Raw genomic sequence first — 17036 nt, 5'->3', positions numbered from 1 at the left:
ACAAGTGGCCCAGACGGCAAGCTCCGTCAGTGACCTGGCTTGGTTGCTGGACGACCTGGTCGAGCGGGTCGACGAGGTCAAGCAGGCCGTGGTGCTGTCCGCGGACGGCCTGCTCATCGCCGCGTCGCGTGATCTGAGCCGCGAGGACGCCGAGCATCTCGCGGCCGTCGCGTCCGGTTTCCAGAGCCTGGCCCGGGGCGCCGGCCGCCAGTTCAAGGGCGGCAGCGTGCGGCAGACCATCGTGGAGATGGACACCCTCTTCCTCTTCGTGACCGCCGCGGGCCAGCGCGCCAACCTGGCGGTGCTCGGCACGGAAGACGCCGACGTCGGGCTCGTCGCGTACGAGATGGCGATGCTCGTGACGCGCGTCGGCCAGTTCCTCACCACACCCTCGCGGTCCGCCGTGAGCCCGCACGACGGGAGGTGACGCTTGGACGCCCTGACACCGGGACCCGACGAAGAGGTCTGGCACGACGACGAGGCCGGCCCGGTCGTGCGCCCGTACGCGATGACCCGAGGCCGCACCGCACCCGCGCGGGGCGAGTTCGACCTGATCTCGCTGGTGGTGGCCACGCGCTCGGTCCCGTCGATCGCGGCCGGGCTTCAGCCCGAGCACGTCACCATAATGCGACTGGCCCAGCGGCCGCTGTCCGTCGCGGAGATCGCCGGCCACCTCACGCTCCCGCTCGGGATCGTGCGCGTGCTGCTCGGCGACCTGCTGGACAAGGGGTACATCCTGGCCCGTGAGCCCCAGCCGGCCGCGCACATGCCCCCTGAGCGGATCTTCAAGGCGGTGATCAATGGGCTCCGCTCTCTCTGAGGAGACGACGGACGCGGATATCCCGATGGCGATCAAGGTGTTGATCGCCGGCGGTTTCGGAGTCGGCAAGACCACCCTCGTCGGCGCGGTCAGCGAGATCCGCCCGATGCGCACCGAGGAGGTGATCACCGAGGCCAGCGTGGGTGTCGACGACACCTCCGGCGTGGAAGCGAAGACCACCACCACCGTGGCCATGGACTTCGGGCGCATCACCATCTCCGACGAGGTCGTGCTCTACCTGTTCGGTACGCCGGGGCAGGACCGCTTCTGGTTCGTGTGGGACGAGCTGTCGATGGGCGCGGTGGGCGCCGTCGTGCTGGCCGACACGCGCCGCCTCGCGGAGAGTTTCCCGTCGATCGACTACTTCGAGGGGCGGGGCACCCCGTTCATCGTGGCGGTCAACTGCTTCGACGGCGCGCCCCGGTACACCGCCGAAGACGTCAAGCTCGCCCTCAACCTCGACCCCGACGTGCCGCTGCTGCTCTGCGACGCGCGGGAGACCTCCTCCGGCAAAAACGTGCTGATCACGCTGATGGAGCACGCGATGACCAAGGCGGGCACGGCCCTGGCAGGGTAGGGGTGTGGGATCCCTGTCCGGCCTGCTCGTCGCCGACTTCAGCCGGGTGCTCGCCGGCCCGTACGCCACCATGCTCCTCGCCGACCTCGGCGCCGACGTGGTCAAGGTGGAGCGCCCGGGCACCGGCGACGACGTCCGCTCGTGGGGCCCGCCGTACGCGGACGGCGAGGCCACCTACTTCCTCGCGGTCAACCGCAACAAGCGTTCCGTCGCGCTCGACCTCGCCGCGGAGGAGGACGCCGCGACAGCGCGCGAGCTGGCACTCCGCGCGGACGTGCTGGTGGAAAACCTGCGGCCCGGCACGATGGCCCGCTTCGGCCTCGGCTACGAGCGGCTGCGCGCGCACAACCCGGGCCTCGTCTACTGCTCGGTGACCGGCTTCGGCGCGGGGGAGGGCGCCGCGCTGCCCGGCTACGACCTGCTCGCCCAGGCGGTCGGCGGCCTGATGAGCGTCACCGGTGAGCCGGACGGCCCGCCCATGAAGACCGGGGTGGCGCTGGTCGACGTGATCACCGGCCTGCACGCCGCCCTCGGCATACTCGCCGCGCTGCGCCACCGCGACCGCACCGGCGAGGGGCAGCGGGTCGAGGTCTCGCTGCTGTCGTCGCTGCTTTCAGCGCTCACCAACCACGCTTCCGGATACGTCGCCGCCGGTGTGGTGCCCGCGCCGATGGGCAACCGGCATCCGAGCATCGCGCCCTACGAGGTCTTCGCGACCGCCGACCGGCCGCTTGTCGTCGCGGTGGGCAACGACCGCCAGTTCGCCGCGCTCTGCGCCGTGCTCGACCGCCCGGACCTCGCCGCCGATCCGCGCTTCAAGACCAACGCCGGCCGGGTCGCGGCGCGAGCGCCGCTGGGCGAGGCACTCTCCGCTTCGTTTTCATCTGGTACCGCCGCCGACTGGTATGCCGCTCTGACCGTTGCCGGGGTCCCGTGTGGACCGATCAACGACTTGGCCGGCGCGTTCGACCTCGCCGCCGGGTTGGGTCTGTCGCCGGTGGTGGAGGTGCCCGACGAGCGCCGTGAGCGCCCGGTCCGCCAGGTCGCCAACCCGATCGGCCTGAGCGCGACCCCAGCCGCCTACCACCTGGCCCCGCCCCGCCTCGACGAGGATCGCGACTGGGTGCGGCGGCTGCTCGCCACGCCTCGCTCCACGCCGCCTTCCATGCCGCCTTCCGTGCCGCCAGACAACGTTGACATTTAACTTTATTCATAGTTATCGTTCTAGTGTGTTGGGGAGCGCTCTCACAGCCGCCCTCGTCCTGGTGGCCCAAGCGGCCTTCGCCGGGCCCGCCGCGGCGGCGACGATCTGCAACCGCTACTGCGACGGCCGCGACCCCGCGCTGTCGCCCGCCGACCGCCAGCCGGTCAGCGCCACCGTCCACGGCCGTCGCATCGTGTCGCACTTCAACGACACCGACGCGATGGGTTGGGCCTCCATCGAGAACGGAAACGCGGGCGACGAGGTGTGGCTCGACCGCTCGTTCGACGGCGGGCGCACCTGGGCGTCCGGCAGCCGGCTCGGCGTCACCACGATCCCGGCCGGCCAGCGCGGCTGGCGCACGCTGATGTTCAACGTGGACGATTGGGCCACGCAAGGTGTCGGCGCGCTGCGCGCCTGCGGCAAGGCCGGCGACCGCCCGGAGATCGCGTGCACCCCGTGGGCGCGCACGACGTGGAACGCGGGAAACCGCCGCACCGCCGCCGCCACCGCACTGATGATGTTCTACGACAGGGGCACCGGCCTCTTCGCCACGACCGGCTGGTGGAACTCGGCCAACGCGCTCACCGCGCTCGTCGACAACATCCGCATCACCGGGATGATCAGCTACCGGTACGCGATCGCCAACACCTACGACCGCAACCTCGGCGCGCACTGGGGCAACTTCACCAACGACTACATCGACGACACCGGCTGGTGGGGTCTGGCCTGGGTCGCCGCGTACGACCTGACCGGCGACAGCCGCTATCTCGCCACCGCGCGGGCGGACGCCGAGCACATGCACCGCTACTGGGACGGCACCTGCGGCGGTGGCGTCTGGTGGAGCACCGCGCGCACGTACAAGAACGCCATCTCCAATAGCCTCTACCTACAGCTCAACGCCGCGCTGCACAACCGCATCCCGGGCGACACCGTCTACCTTCAGCGGGCCCGCGCCGAATGGCAATGGTTCCAAGGCACCGGGATGCTCAACGCGGCCGGCCTCGTCAACGACGGCATCGACCTGTCCACGTGCCGCAACAACGGCCAGCCCGTCTGGTCGTACAACCAGGGCGTCCCGCTCGCCGGCCTGGTCGAGCTGCACCGCGCGACAGGCGACGCCACCCTGCTGACCGCCGCACGCCGGATGGCCGGCGCCTCCACGACGAACGGCACCCTCAACCCGGGCGGCGTCCTGGCCGACCCGTGTGAGAGCGGCAACTGCGGTGCGGACGGCCCGTCCTTCAAAGGCATCTACGTGCGCGGCCTGCGTGCCCTCAACGCCGTGCTCGCCGACCGCCCGTACACCGCGTACCTGACCCGCCAGGCGGACACCGCGTACGCCCGCGACCGCAACGCCTTGGACCAGTACGGGTTGCGCTGGGCCGGCCCACTCGACACGACCGACGCCGCGCGGCAGCAGAGCGCCCTGGACGCGATGAACTCCGGTTAGAGCGCGTCCAACCGTCCACGTTGGGCGGTGCGGGAGCGTTCGATGTCGGCGGCGAGGGCCTTCGCCGCCGGCTCCGTGCCAGACTTCTGCTCCGCCTGGGCGAGCCGGATCGACTGGTCGATGTGCGCGCGCATCGCCGTCGTGAAGATGTACGCCGCGTCGCCGGCTGTCGCGCGCTCCAGCGCGGCGACCGTCTGGGCGGTGGCCATGCCCGGCATGTCGTGCCCCTCGTGCGGGTTGGTGGCGGGACCACCGGAGCGCGCGTGCAGGGCCTCCAGCCTGGCGAGCTCGTCGCGGTGCTCGGTCGCCAGGCGGCGGGCCAGATCCTTGAGTGCCGGATCAGCCGTACGGGCGAGCATCAGGTCGAGCACCTTGAGCGCGCGCTCGTCCATCGCGATCGCCAGCTGGAGCCAGGCGGTGTCGGTGACGCTGAACCCGGTGGCGGGCGCGGCGGTCACCGGCGCCGCGGCCTGAGGGGCGGGCTCGCGCGGGTCGCCGCACCCCAGTACGACCGCGAGCACCATCGCGAACGGAACCGCCCGACGGACAACGCGCACGTGTCCCGTTATACCGCACCGGCCTGGGGAGCGCTCTCCTCGGATGCCGCTTAGACATTTCTGTAAGGCGTACAACGGTTTGATCTGCCCGAAGTGCGCGTCGCGTCGACGCGTCCACTACCTGCGAAAACGCATCGAGGCATTGACACCTGGCCATGAAGGGGTCACAGTAGCGTCAGGAGAGCGCTCTCTTATCGGCGTGGCACATGTTGCGACAACTACACAGCTGCACACCACCCGAAGGAGAACCCGATGGATCGGGCCACCCCACCGCCCGGCGCATCCTCTCGCGGCGTCCCCCGCCGCGGCCTCGCCACTCTGATCGCCGCCCTTGTCGCGCTGCTCGGCGGCTACGTCGTCGTGGCGGCGTCCTCGGCCGCGGCGGCCGAAACGCTGCTCTCGCAAGGGCGGCCTGCCATGGCGTCGTCCACCGAGTCCGCCGCCTACCCCGCTTCCGCCGCCGTCGACGGCAGCACGGGCACCCGCTGGTCGAGTGCGTTCAGCGACCCGCAGTGGATCCAGGTCGACCTCGGCGCCGCCGTGCCGCTCACCCGGGTCGTGCTCAACTGGGAGGGCGCGTACTCCCGCGCGTTCACGATCCAGACCTCGATTGACGCGACCACCTGGACCACCGTCCACACGACGGCCGCCGGCACCGGCGGCGTCCAGAACATCGCCGTTACCGGCACCGGCCGCTACGTGCGGCTCAACTCCACCGCCCGCGCCACCGCCTGGGGCGTCTCGCTCTGGGAGTTCCAGGTCTACGGCGACACGGGCACGTCCGCCTGCGGCACCGCGAATGCCGCGCAGGGGCGCCCGGCCACCGCCTCCTCGACACAGAACGCCGGCTTCCCCGCCGCCAGCGCCGTGGACGGCAACACCGGCACCCGTTGGTCGAGCGCCGCGTCCGATCCACAGTGGATCCAGGTCGACCTCGGCGCCAACTACCCGATCTGCGGCGTCACGCTCCACTGGGAGGCGGCGTACGCGACCGCGTTCCAGGTCCAGGTCTCCAGCACCGCATCGACGTGGACCACCGTCTACTCGACCACCACCGGCACCGGTGGCACGCAGGCGCTGGCACTGAGCGGCACCGGGCGGTACGTGCGGGTCGTCACCACCGCGCGCGCCACGCCGTACGGCGTCTCGCTGTGGGAGTTCCAGGTGCACACGGGTACACCGACGCCGCCGCCCACCACTCCGCCGACCACCCCGCCGACGAGCCCGCCACCGGGTGACTCGGTGCTGCTGTCGTACAACAAGCCGGCCTTCGCCTCCTCCAACCAGCACGACGGCACCTGCTGGGAGTGCGTGCCGGCGCGCGCGTTCGACATGGACCCGGCGAGCCGCTGGGCGACCGCCAATCCGGCCGGCTGGGTCGACCCCGGCTGGATCTACGTCGACCTGGGCGCCACCGCCACGATCCGCCAGGTCGTGCTCCAGTGGGACCCGGCGTACGCGTCGGCGTACCAGATCCAGGTGTCGTCGAACGCGAGCACCTGGACGAGCATCTACTCCACGACGACCGGGCGCGGCTTCAAGGAGACGCTCGACGTCACCGGCACCGGCCGCTACGTGCGCATGTACGGCACCGCCCGGGGCACGCCGTACGGGTACTCACTCTGGGAGTTCCAGGTCTACGGCACCGGTGGCAACCCGACCGCACCACCGGCGCGGCCCGCCGACCCGACCTTCCCCGCCAACCGTCTGGTGTGGAGCGACGAGTTCAACGGCGCCGCGGGCAGCAAGCCGGACCCGGCGAAGTGGACGATCGACCCGGGCACGGGCCAGAACAACGAGGTGCAGTACTACACGAACAACAACAACGTGCAGATGGACGGCACCGGCTCGCTGGTCATCGAGGCGCGCCGCGAGGCCGCCGGCGGGCGGGAGTACACCTCGCACCGGATGAACACCGGCAACAAGTTCCACGTCCAGTACGGACGGATCGAGGCCCGGGTGCGGGTGCCCAAGGGCAACGGCCTCTGGCCGGCGTTCTGGATGATGGGCGCGGACTTCCTCACCGGCCGTCCGTGGCCGTACAACGGCGAGATCGACATCATGGAGGTCCTCGGCCGCAACACCCTCGAGGGCTACTCGACGCTGCACGCGCCCGCCTACAACGGCGGCGCCGGCTACGGCCAGAAGTACACGGTGCCGGGCGGCGCGGACCTCTCCGCGGCCTTCCACGTGTGGTCGGTCGAGTGGGACAGCAAGGGCATGACCTTCAAACTCGACGGCAACCCGGTCTTCGTCGCCAGCAAGGCCACAGTGGAGTCGACGCGCGGCCCGTGGGTCTTCGACCACCCGTTCTACGTGATCCTCAACCTCGCCGTCGGTGGCGACTTCCCCGGCCCGGTCGACGGCACAACGCCGTTCCCGTCCCGCATGTACGTCGACTACGTCCGTGTCTACCAGTAGGAGTGACAATGCAAGCCGCTGGATGCAGGAAGGGCACGCTCGCTGTCGCCTTCCTCGCACTGCTCACCGGATACATCGTCGTCAACGGGTCGCGGGCTGACGCGGCCGACCCGTTGATCTCGCAGGGGCGCACCGTCACCGCCTCCTCGACGGAAAACGCCGGCACGCCCGCCTCCGCCGTGGTGGACGGAAACAACGGCACCCGCTGGTCGAGCGCGTTCTCGGATCCACAGTGGATCCAGGTCGACCTCGGTGCCGCCGCGACCGTCAGCCGGGTGGTGCTCAACTGGGAGGGCGCCTACTCCCGCGCGTTCACCATCCAGACGTCGGCCAACGGCAGCAGCTGGAGCACGGTACACACGACCACCAACGGCACCGGTGGCGTGCAGGATCTCACCGTCTCCGGCTCGGGGCGGTACGTGCGGCTCAACTCCACCGCCCGTGCCACCGCGTGGGGAGTCTCGCTGTGGGAGTTCCAGGTGTACGGCGCCGGCGGCGCCGCCCCGCCACCGCCGCCGTCCGGCCCGATCGTGCGGGTGTCCGAGTTTCTCGCCGACTGTCCGTTCAGTCACCGGCTGCCGGACGACCCGATCGTCTTCCCGAACCTGCCCGGCGCCTCACACATGCACAGCTTCTTCGGCAGCCGGGTCACCGATGCCTACAGCGATGTCTCCGACCTGTTGAACGGTGCCAGCAACTGCAACCCCGCCGTGGACACCTCCTCGTACTGGGTGCCCACGTTCTATGTGAACGACCAGCCGGTCGAGCCGGTCACCGGCATCTTCTACTACCTCGGCGAGGGCGTGAACAACGACGTCATCGCCCGCATCCAGCCGTTCCCGCTGGGCCTGCGGATCGTGGCCGGCAACGCCAAGGCGACCGCGCCCGACGCGACCACCATCTCCCGGTGGTCGTGCCTGCACCACAACGAGGCCGGCGCGTCCAAGGACTTCCTTACCTGCCCGGCGGGCAGCATGATCGAGTCCTATCTGGACTTCCCGCAGTGCTGGAACGGGCGCGACCTCGACTCGGCCGACCACAAGAGCCACATGGCCTACCCGGTCGCCGGCAACTGCCCGTCCACCCACCCGGTGCCGGTGCCGAAGCTCCGCCAGGTGCTCCGCTACCCGGCAAACGGCGACCCGTCCCGCTTCCGCCTCTCGTCCGGCCGAGGGTTCACCATGCACGGTGACTTCTTCAACGCCTGGCCGGTGGCCGAGCTGGAACGGCGGGTGCGCGACTGCATCCGGCCGATCATCAAGTGCGGAGTCAACGGGACGCCGTGACGGACGAACAGTCCCGCCGGCCCGGCGACGGGCCGGCGGGACGCCCCACGCTGGAGGAGGTGGCTGTCGCGGCGGGCGTGTCGCGGGCCACCGTTTCCCGGGTCATCAACGCGGTGCCCACTGTGGACCCGCGCATCCGGGCGGCCGTCGAGCGCGCCATCGCGGAGATCGGCTACGTGCCCAACCTCGCCGCCCGCTCGCTCGTGACCCGCCGCACCGACTCGGTGGCGCTGGTCATCTCCGAGCCGCCGGGCCAGGGTGCTTTCCTCAACCGGCTCTTCACGGATCCGTATGTCGGCCGGGTCACCGCCGGCGCACAGGAGGTGCTCCGCCCCGAGGGCATCCACCTCGTGATCATCCCGGCCGACCCGCCGGGGCACCACCTCGTGCTGCGGTACCTGCGGCAGGGCCACGTCGACGGTGTGCTGCTGATCTCCAATCACAGCGCCGATCCGCTGCCCCGCCAGCTGCACGACATGCATGTGCCGGCGGTGCTCTCCGCCCGCCCGGCCCGCCCGGTGCCGCACAGCTTCGTCGACGTCGACCAGCAGGCCGGCGCCCGTATCGCCGCCGAGCACCTGCTCGCCCTGGGCCGCCGTCACCTGGCGACGATCTGCGGCCCGCAGGACATCCCGCCCGGCCGCGAGCGGCTCGCCGGCTTCCGGGCGGCGGCGGGCGGTGACGTCCCCTACCTGGCGGGTGACTTCACCCGGGCGAGCGGCGAGTCGGCCTCCCGCCGGCTGATCGAGCGGCACCCCGAGGTAGACGGCCTCTTCGTCGCCAACGACCTGATGGCCGAGGGCGCGGTGCGCACGCTGCGGGAGCTCGGCCGCCGGGTGCCGCAGGACGTGGCCGTGGTGGGCTTCGACGACAGCAGCGCCGCCCTCGACGCCCGCCCGCCGCTCACCACCATCCGCCAGCCGGTCGAGGAGATGGCCGGCGAGATGGCCCAGCTGCTGCTCGCGACGCTGCGCGATCCGCGCCGTACCCCCAGGTCTGTCATCTTCAGTCCGTCCCTGATCGTGCGCCAGTCGGCCTGATCGGCTGGCCCGACCAACCGGATCGGTGGTTGGCTACGTGTCTTACCCGACCGAGGAGGACGGGAGGGCGTGGTTGTGGGACTACTGGGGCGCGGCGGGCACGAGGACGACTTCGTCGCCTACTACGCGGCGCACGCCAACCAGCTACGCAACACCGCGTACCTGCTGTGCGGTGACTGGCACCTCGCGGAAGACCTGACCCAGACCGCGTTCACCAAGCTCTACCAGGCGTGGCACCGGATCGAGCGGCACGACGTGCTCGACCAGTACACCCGGCGGGTCCTGGTGCGCGCGTTCCTGGACGAGCGGCGGCGGCCCTGGCGGCGCGAGCACGCCACGGTGCCCGGCAGCGCGGACCTGGACGCGGTCGCGCCAGACCAGGGGCGGCCCGACGAGCGGGTCGTGCTGCGCACCGCGCTGGCCCGGCTGCCGAAGCGGCGCCGCGCGGTGCTCGTGCTCCGGTTCTGGGCCGACCTGTCCGTGGAGCAGGTGGCCGACATCCTCGGTTGTTCCGCCGGCACCGTGAAGAGCCAGACCGCGGACGGCCTGGCCGACCTGCGGCAGGTGCTGGGCGGGGCGCTCGACGACCTGAAGCGACCGCTTGGAGGGCGGCAGTGAACGAGGTAAGGACGATCTGCGAGCTGGCGTTGGACGAGCCCGCGCCCCCGCTTCGAGACGGCGCCGCGGCGCTGGCCATCGCCCGCCGGACCACCGCGCGGCGCAACCGGCTGCGCGTGGCCGGCTCCAGCGCCGTGGCCGTGGCGGTCGCGGGCGTGCTGGCCACTCCGGCGGTCGCCGGATGGCAGGCGGCCCCGGCACCGGACGCCGGCCCGGCCACCGAGACGACCGCCGCCCAGCCGGCGCCGGCGACCACCGCGCCGGCCCCGCCGCCGAGCGCCCACGCGGGGCCCGTGCACGGCCGCGCGATGGCCGCGGTACTGAAGGCCGCCGTGCCGCCCGGCCACACGGTCACGAAGGTGGACGGCCTCAGCGACGACAAGACCGTGTACTCCCGCAAGCACCGCCTGGAGCCGGGCAGCCAGCTGATGGCCGCGTACACACAGGTGGAGATCGCGGCCGGCGGCGGTGAGGGGCAGCTGATGGCGGTCATCCTGTACGACGGCAAGAAGGCACCGAGCGGCGATCTGTGCGCCCCGGAGCACGCCGGCAGCAAGGCCGACGCGGCCTTGCCGTGCGAGGTGGTCACGGTGAACGGCGTGCCGGTCAAGGTCACCCGCCAGCACGACCCGGAGTACGGCGAGGTCATCTCGGCGGTCCGGTTCTTGGACGGCGGCGAGCTCATGGTCTCGTCGTGGCAGGGCATCCCCAGCTACGAGCCGGACGGCAACCTCCCCCCGGACGCGGTCGACAAGCAGCCCGAGGGCGACGACCACCGCCCGCCGCTGGCCGACCCGCCGCTCAGCGCCCAGCAGGTGGCCGAACTGGCCGCCGACCCGGCGATGCTGCCCTGACCCGGTTGCCGTTTGCGGCGAGCGCAACTCGCCGTGATGGCCGGGGCCGTCCCCCACGGCGGCCCCGGCCACGGTTTCACCAGCCCACGGCGATCAGCAACCACTGCGGGTTGCCGCGCGAGACGAACGAGGACTGGTCGGCGTAGTCGTCGTACGGGAAGCCGTACGACAGCTTGCCGATGGCGTGGTCGTGCCAGAAGCGCGAGTAGTAGTTGGCCGGGGCCGTCTGGTAGTACAGGCTTGGGTTTCCCCACTGCGACTGCGGCAGGTGTGCGACGTGCCGGTTGAGCGCGGCGCACATGCCCGGGTTGTTGGCGAGCGGCCCGGCGCACCCGAAGATGTCCGAAGTGGACGCCGAGAAGCCAACCGAGGACGCGTAGCTGGACATGTAGCTCTGGTACTGCCCACCGGATTGGAACTGTGGCGAGTTGCCCGGCGAGGGGATGCGGTAAGGCGCCTGGATCTGCGCCAGATGGTCGAACTCGGCCGGCATCTCGTCGACGAACCGCTGGAACGTCGCCGCCCGGTCCTCCGCGAACGTGGCCTGGTCCTCGCCGACCGCCACGTCGTAGCCGTCGTGCGCGCGCAGCCGCATGGCGAGCTTGAGCCCGAACGCGTCGACCCGCGTGGTGTTGCCGTTGAAGACCGCCGGCCCGACGGTGAACTCGATGAAGTCCCAGTACTGCGAGTTGGGCGAGCCGAGGTAGAAGTACATCCGCCCGGCCGTGTTGACCGGCATGTCGAAGTACGGCTGCTCGGCGATCGAGCGCGTCTGCCCGTTGTAGCTCCAGTACACCTGGCTGTCCGGGTACCTGCCGTTGGTGCGGTTGAGGATCTTCAGCATGACGACGTTCTGTGCCGGCGGGATGCTGGCCGTGTCACCCCAGAAGTCGCCCGGCGGCTGGGTGGTCGGCGGGGGAGTCGTGGGCACCGAGCCCGTGGTGCGGACCGCGAACTCCCACAGCGAGTACCCGTACGGCGTCGCGCGTGCGGTGCCGTTCATCCGCACGTACCGACCGGTGCCGCTGACGTTGAGCGTCTGCGTGCCGCCGGTGCCGGTCGTGGTGCTGTAGACGTTCGTCCACGTGCTGCCGTTGGTCGACACCTGGATCTGGAAGGTGGAGGCGTACGCGGCCTCCCAGCTGAGTACCACCTGGCAGACGGTGACCGAGCCGCCCAGGTCCACCTGGATCCACTGTGGATCGCCGAACGCGCTCGACCAGCGGGTGCCCGTGTTCCCGTCGAAGGCGTTGCCGGCGGCCAAGGTGGCGTTTTCGGCGGACGAGGCGGTGGCCGGCCGGCTCTGCGCCGCGTTGGCGGTGCCGCACCCGCCCGTGGTCGCGGTGCCGTACACCTGGAACTCCCACAGGGAGACGCCGTAGGCCGTGCCCCGCGCGGTAGCGTTGACCCGCACGTAGCGGCCCGTGCCGCTGACCGCGAGCGTCTGCACACCGCCGGTGCCGGTGGTGGTGCTGTAGAGGTTCGTCCACGAGGTGCCGTTCGTGGAGACCTGGATCTGGAAGGCGGACGCGTAGGCCGCCTCCCAGTTGAGCACCACCTGGTCGACCGCCGCGGTGGCGCCGAGGTCCACCTGGATCCACTGTGGAACGCTGAACGCGCTCGACCAGCGGGTGGCGGCGTTGCCGTCGACGGCGTTCGCGGCGGGGAAGGTGGCGTTCTCGGTCGAGGAGGCGGTGGCCGGCCGCCCCTGCGAGATGAGCGGGCCGGCCGCGTTGGCCGTGCCCACGGTGACGACCGCGTAGCCGCCGAGGAGGAGGACGGCGGCGGCGACGAGGGGACTGAGGCGGTGGGTTCTCCTGCTCATGGCTGCTCCCGTGCATGGGTGAGAGAGCGCTCTCTAACACGGTGAGCGTGGTCGATGCGCGCCGGTCCGTCAAGGGGCGTCCCGAAACGTTTCGGGACGCCCCTGCTGATCAGAGCCCGGTATGGAGCGCGTTCATCAACGTGCCGCCGGCGGTGTCGCCGGACATCTCCCAGATCATCCCGCCGAGCAGGCCCTTCTGCTTCAGCCAGGCGGTCTTCTGCCCGATCGACCAGGCGTCGTCGAAGCTCCACCACTGCCCGCCCGGCCCCGTGTAGCAGTAGCTGGAGACCGACTGGCCGGTACGCCCCGGCTCCCACGAGTTGTCCGAGCCGGCGCCGTGGAAGTCGTAGCCCTGCACGTTCGCGAAGTCCATAGACTCGAACACCCCGCCCGGCCCGATGTCCCAGCCGGCCGCGATCTTCGCGGGGTCGGCCGGCGTGAAGGCGGTCAGCAGGTACCGCTTGCCGGTGGTCACGCTGAGGGCGTCGAGCTGGCGGCGGAACTCGGCCATGAGCGCCGTGTTGTTGGCCTTGTCAGCCGGGCTGACGTGGTTGCCAGGGTGCCCCTCCGACCCCGGCCACTCCCAGTCGAGGTCGATGCCGTCGAAGATGCCGGCCGCGCTGCCCGGTCCGCCGGCGCCGTTGTACGTGGGCAGGTTGCCCCTTGATGTAGATGTCGACGCAGGAGCGGACGAGCTTCTCCCGCGACGCCGGAGTGGCCGCCGCGTCGGAGAAGAACTTGGAGTACGTCCAGCCGCCGATCGAGATGAGCACCTTATTAGGAAACTCTCCTAATAGTGGGGCTATAAAGTTACATGCGTCAATATCGCTACGGCATGGTCCGCGCGATGACGAGGAGGGCCTTGACCTTCCCGGCCAGGTCGGCGACGTCCATGAGCAGGCCGCGCAGCCTCATCAGCGACAACACCACGGCGGGCCGCTCTCCCGGGTCACTGGCCAGGTCCAGCTCTCGCATCGCGGCGGCGTACGTATCCTCGTCCAGCCCGCCCGCGGCCCAGGCCCGATGCAGGAGCTGCCGCAGCTCGTGCAATCCGTCCACGAGGTCGGCGCTCCGCGACGCCCGCCGGTCGACGGGAAGGTCGTAGGTGGGCGGCGGCCCGTCCAGGACGACCGGGCCCTCGATCCGTCCGGCCTGGATCGAGACGTGGGCGTTGCCCTGGGCGATGTTCGTCGTCGTGTCGCCCGACCGGTGACGGTCGGGTCCGGCCGCGCCACCCGGCAACTCGCGTGCCAACAGCTCGGCGAACGTCGTGGCGAAGGCGGCCGCGTTGGTGGCGGCCCTGGACTGCCAGCCGGCGCCGTCCGTCGTCCCCTTCGTGCCGTCCGCGCGGTCGCTGATGCCGCGAACCACGACCACCGGCAGCGAGCGGTTGACGTGGCCGGCTTGCGCGACGCCAGCCGCCTCCATCTCCACCGCCAGGGCGTCGTTGTAGACGTCTCTGATCCAGCGCGCCTGGTCGGAGATCGCCGAATCCTGCACGACCTCGCCGGCGGCGATCGGCCCGATGCGCGCCACCGGGACGGCGCCGCCGGGCGGAAGCGAACGGGTCCATCCGCCGCCGCGCACCAAGCGGTGGGCGAGTTGCTCCGCTTCATGCGCCATCTCCCAGGCACGGGGGCGGGCCTTCAGGCCGTCGTCCTGACTCGTCGCTCCGTGGTAGGCGTAGACCCGGTTGGCGACCACAACGTCGCCCAACATGACGTGGCCCCAGAGGGCGCCGGCCACCCCCACGAAGAAGACCGCCGCCGGCGAGAACTCCGCGATCGCCCGCTCGGCGAGCGCCGCCGCAGACTGGTTTCCCACGCCCGTAAGGCCGAGCGCCGCCTGGGTTTCGCCATCCGGGAGGAGCCCGATCTCGTACCGAGTGCCGGCCCGGTGGCGGTGTGCGCCAAGCGCGGTCATCCGCGCGCGAACGGCCAGGTACTCCACATCCAGCGCGGTGAGGAAGACGATCGGCACCTCGGTCATCGGTTGCGAGGCTAGCCAGCCCGCGCCACGTGCGGAAAGGTCAACGCATCGATTGTCCGTGATCTGCCATCGGTTACCAGAGGCTGAGCGAGCGGGTGAAGATGCCCGCCAGGTCCTCTCCCGTCACCGGAAGCGGCGCGATCGCCAGCAGCCGCTGCTGCTTCAGGGCACCGCCCACGAGCGTCTCGATGTCGCCTTCGCCGTAACCGACCGCGGCGATCCCGTTCGGCATGCCGATGTCGCGCATCAGCGCGGTCAGCACCGCCGGCAGGTCGTCGCCGCCCAGCAGCTCGGCCGCGCGGCGGTGGCGCTCCGAGCTGGAGGGGTGCGTGAACCGGAAGGCCTCCCGCGCGGTAAGCGCGACCGCCATGCCGTGCGGCACAAGCGGCTCGCCGTCCGGGTAGCCCGCCGGGTGGAAGTCGCGCACGCCGCCGGCGATCGGGTACGCGTTGGCGTGCGGGATGTGCACGCCCGCGTTGCCGAAACCCATGCCGGCGAACGTGGCTGCCAGCGCCATGTCCGTGCGAGCCGCCAGGTCGTCGCCGTTCGCGACGGCGGTGCGCAGCGACCGGGCGAGGAGCGCCAGCGCCTTCTCCGACCACATGTCGGCCACCGGGTTGGCGCCGCAGTACGGCACGCGCTGCGCCGGCTCCTTGGCGTCGAACTCCGTATAGGGCTTGGCCGTGTAGCTCTCCAGCGCGTGGCAGAGGATGTCCATGCCACTCGCCGCCGTGACCTCCGGCGGCTGGGTCGCCGTCAACAGCGGGTCGACCACGGCCAGCGTCGGGCGCAGGCGTGCGTGGCTGATCCCGGTCTTGAGCTTCAGCTCCAGCACATCGAGTACACAGACGGTCGTGCTCTCCGCGCCGGTGCCCGTCGTGGTCGGCACCGCCACCAGCGGCTTGAGCGGCTGCTCAGGAGCGCGCCCGCCGCCCACTGGCGGGTTGAGGTACTCCATCAGGTCGCCGGGGTTGGTGGAGAGCAGGTTGACGGCCTTGGCCGTGTCGATGCACGACCCACCGCCCACGGCCACGAACGCGTCCCACGGACCGGAGGCGCGGGCCGCCTCGACGGCGTGGCGCATCGAGGCGTCGGTCGGCTCCACGTGTACGTCCGCGAAGACCTCCGCCACCACCCCGTATCGCCGCATGGCGTCGGCGACCCGCCGCGGCGCGCCGAACGCGGCCACGCCGGGATCGGTGATGACGAGCACCCGCCGCGCGCCGAGCTGGCTGAGGTCGTATCCGATCTCGTCGGCCGCACCGGCGCCGAACTTCAGCCGCGGTGCGGCGTACGTGAAAATGGTCTCCCGGGTCATCTCTCCTCCACAGTGGACTGCAAGAGCCGCAGCGCGGCCCGGATCCGGTCGGGCACCGGCACCGGCCGGCGGGACTCCCGGTCGACGTACACGTGCACAAAACGCCCCGCGGCCGCCGGCGCCTCGTCGCGCGGCCCGAAGAGCGCCAGGCGGTAGACGACGCTGGAGCTGCCCAGCCGCTCCAGCCCGAGCCCCGCTGTCACCACATCCGGAAAGCGGAGCTCCGCGAAGTACCGGCAGCGCGTCTCGACCACCAGTCCGATCGCCGGCAGCCGCCGGATGTCCGTGCCGGTGGCCTCGATGAGCCAACCGTTGACCGCCGAGTCGAACATCGCGTAGTGCACGACGTTGTTGACGTGGCCGTAGACGTCGTCGTCCGCCCAACGGGTCGGCAAGTCGCGCAGCACCGGAAAGTCGCCGCGTCGCAAGGCCCTCGGGTCACCGTCGATGGGATCCACGACCGTTAGCTTTCCACACTGGGGAACATCGGTGCCTAAAAGGCTGTTGCGTCACAGGAGATCGCCGCTTACCGTATTACTACAACGTTCCACACCGACCAGAGGAGTCACCGACATGTTCCGGCACGCCTACTCCGCACCGCAGCGGCTCTCGCTGCGCTGTCCGGTGGGCATGCCGTCAGTCGGCCGACCCATCGATATCAAGGCGAACGAAGAGCTAGCCCCGTATGGCGGGCGGCGACGGTAGCGCGGACGTAGTAGCGCTCAGCCGCCCACCCAGCCAGGGATAGGGCGGCTTTTTCGTTGCACAGCAACGCATCTTCCTCGTGTGACACTGCTCAGCCCATAGGGGTGTAGCTCAGTCCGGCCAGAGCGGCGGTCTCCAAAACCGTAGGTCGCAGGTTCGATTCCTGTCGCCCCTGCTTTGCCCTGCGCGAGTAACGCGCGGCGGCATTGAAGTTTGAAAACTCCACAGTGGATGGCATGACACGAAAGGCGCCCAGCCGCGCTGTTTCTACGGTGACGGCTGGGCGAAATCGGGAACGACCGGCTCGGTGACCGGGCCTGATTTGGGATCAGGAAACGCGGGGTTCGACTCCCCGGTTCCCGACCACATATA

Annotated in this window: 17 protein-coding genes and 2 tRNA genes; 12 read left to right on the top strand and 7 right to left on the bottom strand. The window is 70.8% G+C overall.

The window, feature by feature from the left end; translation table 11 throughout:
- Positions 1-4: 4 nt before the first annotated feature.
- The 5 genes from AC5L36_RS27990 to AC5L36_RS27970 all read left to right on the top strand — a co-directional run bounded on the left by AC5L36_RS27990 (position 5) and on the right by AC5L36_RS27970 (position 4051).
- A complete protein-coding gene (locus AC5L36_RS27990) occupies positions 5-427 on the top strand; it encodes a roadblock/LC7 domain-containing protein (RefSeq protein ID WP_441221555.1) in 423 nt (140 codons plus the stop codon).
- Positions 428-508: 81 nt separating this feature from the next.
- Entirely contained in the window at positions 509-820 is a 312-nt protein-coding gene (locus tag AC5L36_RS27985; protein WP_441221870.1) for a DUF742 domain-containing protein, read from the top strand.
- Positions 801-1397, top strand: a complete 597-nt coding sequence (locus tag AC5L36_RS27980) for a GTP-binding protein (RefSeq protein ID WP_441221553.1) — start codon at positions 801-803, stop codon at positions 1395-1397. The genes AC5L36_RS27985 and AC5L36_RS27980 overlap by 20 nt, the downstream gene beginning before the upstream one ends.
- Positions 1398-1401: 4 nt before the next feature.
- The gene (locus AC5L36_RS27975; RefSeq protein WP_441221551.1) at positions 1402-2601 is read left to right on the top strand and encodes a CaiB/BaiF CoA transferase family protein; all 1200 of its coding nucleotides are present in this window, start codon (positions 1402-1404) and stop codon (positions 2599-2601) included.
- A 25-nt stretch (positions 2602-2626) separates the two neighbouring features.
- Positions 2627-4051: a glycoside hydrolase family 76 protein gene (locus AC5L36_RS27970; protein ID WP_441221550.1), complete on the top strand. Its 1425-nt coding sequence runs from the start codon at positions 2627-2629 to the stop codon at positions 4049-4051.
- Here AC5L36_RS27970 and AC5L36_RS27965 read toward each other — a convergent pair.
- On the bottom strand, positions 4048-4608 hold the full coding sequence (locus AC5L36_RS27965; protein ID WP_441221548.1) for a DUF305 domain-containing protein: 561 nt from the start codon (positions 4606-4608) through the stop codon (positions 4048-4050). The genes AC5L36_RS27970 and AC5L36_RS27965 overlap by 4 nt on opposite strands.
- Before the next feature lie 252 nt (positions 4609-4860).
- Between AC5L36_RS27965 and AC5L36_RS27960 the strand changes: the two genes are divergently transcribed.
- The 5 genes from AC5L36_RS27960 to AC5L36_RS27940 all read left to right on the top strand — a co-directional run bounded on the left by AC5L36_RS27960 (position 4861) and on the right by AC5L36_RS27940 (position 10827).
- Positions 4861-7029, top strand: a complete 2169-nt coding sequence (locus tag AC5L36_RS27960) for a discoidin domain-containing protein (protein ID WP_441221546.1) — start codon at positions 4861-4863, stop codon at positions 7027-7029.
- Positions 7030-7037: 8 nt separating this feature from the next.
- Positions 7038-8315, top strand: a complete 1278-nt coding sequence (locus AC5L36_RS27955) for a DUF1996 domain-containing protein (protein ID WP_441221544.1) — start codon at positions 7038-7040, stop codon at positions 8313-8315.
- Entirely contained in the window at positions 8312-9355 is a 1044-nt protein-coding gene (locus AC5L36_RS27950) for a LacI family DNA-binding transcriptional regulator (RefSeq protein ID WP_441221542.1), read from the top strand. The genes AC5L36_RS27955 and AC5L36_RS27950 overlap by 4 nt, the downstream gene beginning before the upstream one ends.
- 69 nt (positions 9356-9424) lie before the next feature.
- Complete coding sequence (locus tag AC5L36_RS27945; RefSeq protein ID WP_441221540.1) at positions 9425-9973, top strand: SigE family RNA polymerase sigma factor; 549 nt, start codon at positions 9425-9427, stop codon at positions 9971-9973.
- Positions 9970-10827, top strand: a complete 858-nt coding sequence (locus AC5L36_RS27940; protein WP_441221538.1) for a hypothetical protein — start codon at positions 9970-9972, stop codon at positions 10825-10827. The genes AC5L36_RS27945 and AC5L36_RS27940 overlap by 4 nt, the downstream gene beginning before the upstream one ends.
- A 76-nt stretch (positions 10828-10903) precedes the next feature.
- Here AC5L36_RS27940 and AC5L36_RS27935 read toward each other — a convergent pair whose 3' ends face one another.
- From AC5L36_RS27935 to AC5L36_RS27910, 6 genes are all read right to left on the bottom strand, one after another.
- On the bottom strand, positions 10904-12652 hold the full coding sequence (locus AC5L36_RS27935) for a discoidin domain-containing protein (RefSeq protein ID WP_441221536.1): 1749 nt from the start codon (positions 12650-12652) through the stop codon (positions 10904-10906).
- Positions 12653-12761: 109 nt separating this feature from the next.
- The gene (locus tag AC5L36_RS27930; RefSeq protein ID WP_441221868.1) at positions 12762-13250 is read right to left on the bottom strand and encodes a glycosyl hydrolase family 18 protein; all 489 of its coding nucleotides are present in this window, start codon (positions 13248-13250) and stop codon (positions 12762-12764) included.
- Positions 13186-13425, bottom strand: a complete 240-nt coding sequence (locus tag AC5L36_RS27925; protein ID WP_441221534.1) for a hypothetical protein — start codon at positions 13423-13425, stop codon at positions 13186-13188. Before AC5L36_RS27925 ends, AC5L36_RS27930 begins: the two co-directional genes overlap by 65 nt.
- A gap of 55 nt (positions 13426-13480) precedes the next feature.
- Positions 13481-14641, bottom strand: coding sequence for a 5'-methylthioadenosine/S-adenosylhomocysteine nucleosidase family protein (locus tag AC5L36_RS27920; protein WP_441221532.1), 1161 nt, complete (start codon positions 14639-14641; stop codon positions 13481-13483).
- Positions 14642-14714: 73 nt separating this feature from the next.
- Positions 14715-15959, bottom strand: coding sequence for a hydroxyacid-oxoacid transhydrogenase (locus AC5L36_RS27915; RefSeq protein WP_441221530.1), 1245 nt, complete (start codon positions 15957-15959; stop codon positions 14715-14717).
- Entirely contained in the window at positions 15956-16417 is a 462-nt protein-coding gene (locus AC5L36_RS27910) for an acyl-CoA thioesterase (RefSeq protein ID WP_441221528.1), read from the bottom strand. Before AC5L36_RS27910 ends, AC5L36_RS27915 begins: the two co-directional genes overlap by 4 nt.
- Before the next feature lie 347 nt (positions 16418-16764).
- On the opposite strand from AC5L36_RS27910, the gene AC5L36_RS27905 reads away from it, so the two are divergent.
- A tRNA-Trp gene (locus tag AC5L36_RS27905) sits at positions 16765-16839 on the top strand.
- Between the two features lie 115 nt (positions 16840-16954).
- Positions 16955-17030, top strand: a tRNA-Pro gene (locus AC5L36_RS27900).
- Positions 17031-17036: the final 6 nt, after the last annotated feature.

The sequence above is a fragment of the Phytohabitans sp. LZ39 genome (assembly GCF_059359075.1).
The sequence above is the reverse complement of the archived record's forward strand: the minus strand, read 5'-3'. Positions and strand labels throughout refer to the sequence as shown.

What these genes read in the sequence shown, in the direction of transcription:
- AC5L36_RS27985 (WP_441221870.1), top strand. Translation starts at nt 509, where the DNA reads ATGACCCGAGGCCGCACCGCACCCGCGCGGGGCGAGTTCGACCTGATC.
- AC5L36_RS27980 (WP_441221553.1), top strand. Translation starts at nt 801, where the DNA reads ATGGGCTCCGCTCTCTCTGAGGAGACGACGGACGCGGATATCCCGATG.
- AC5L36_RS27960 (WP_441221546.1), top strand. Translation starts at nt 4,861, where the DNA reads ATGGATCGGGCCACCCCACCGCCCGGCGCATCCTCTCGCGGCGTCCCC.
- AC5L36_RS27955 (WP_441221544.1), top strand. Translation starts at nt 7,038, where the DNA reads ATGCAAGCCGCTGGATGCAGGAAGGGCACGCTCGCTGTCGCCTTCCTC.
- AC5L36_RS27935 (WP_441221536.1), bottom strand. Translation starts at nt 12,652, where the DNA reads ATGAGCAGGAGAACCCACCGCCTCAGTCCCCTCGTCGCCGCCGCCGTC.
- AC5L36_RS27920 (WP_441221532.1), bottom strand. Translation starts at nt 14,641, where the DNA reads ATGACCGAGGTGCCGATCGTCTTCCTCACCGCGCTGGATGTGGAGTAC.
- AC5L36_RS27915 (WP_441221530.1), bottom strand. Translation starts at nt 15,959, where the DNA reads ATGACCCGGGAGACCATTTTCACGTACGCCGCACCGCGGCTGAAGTTC.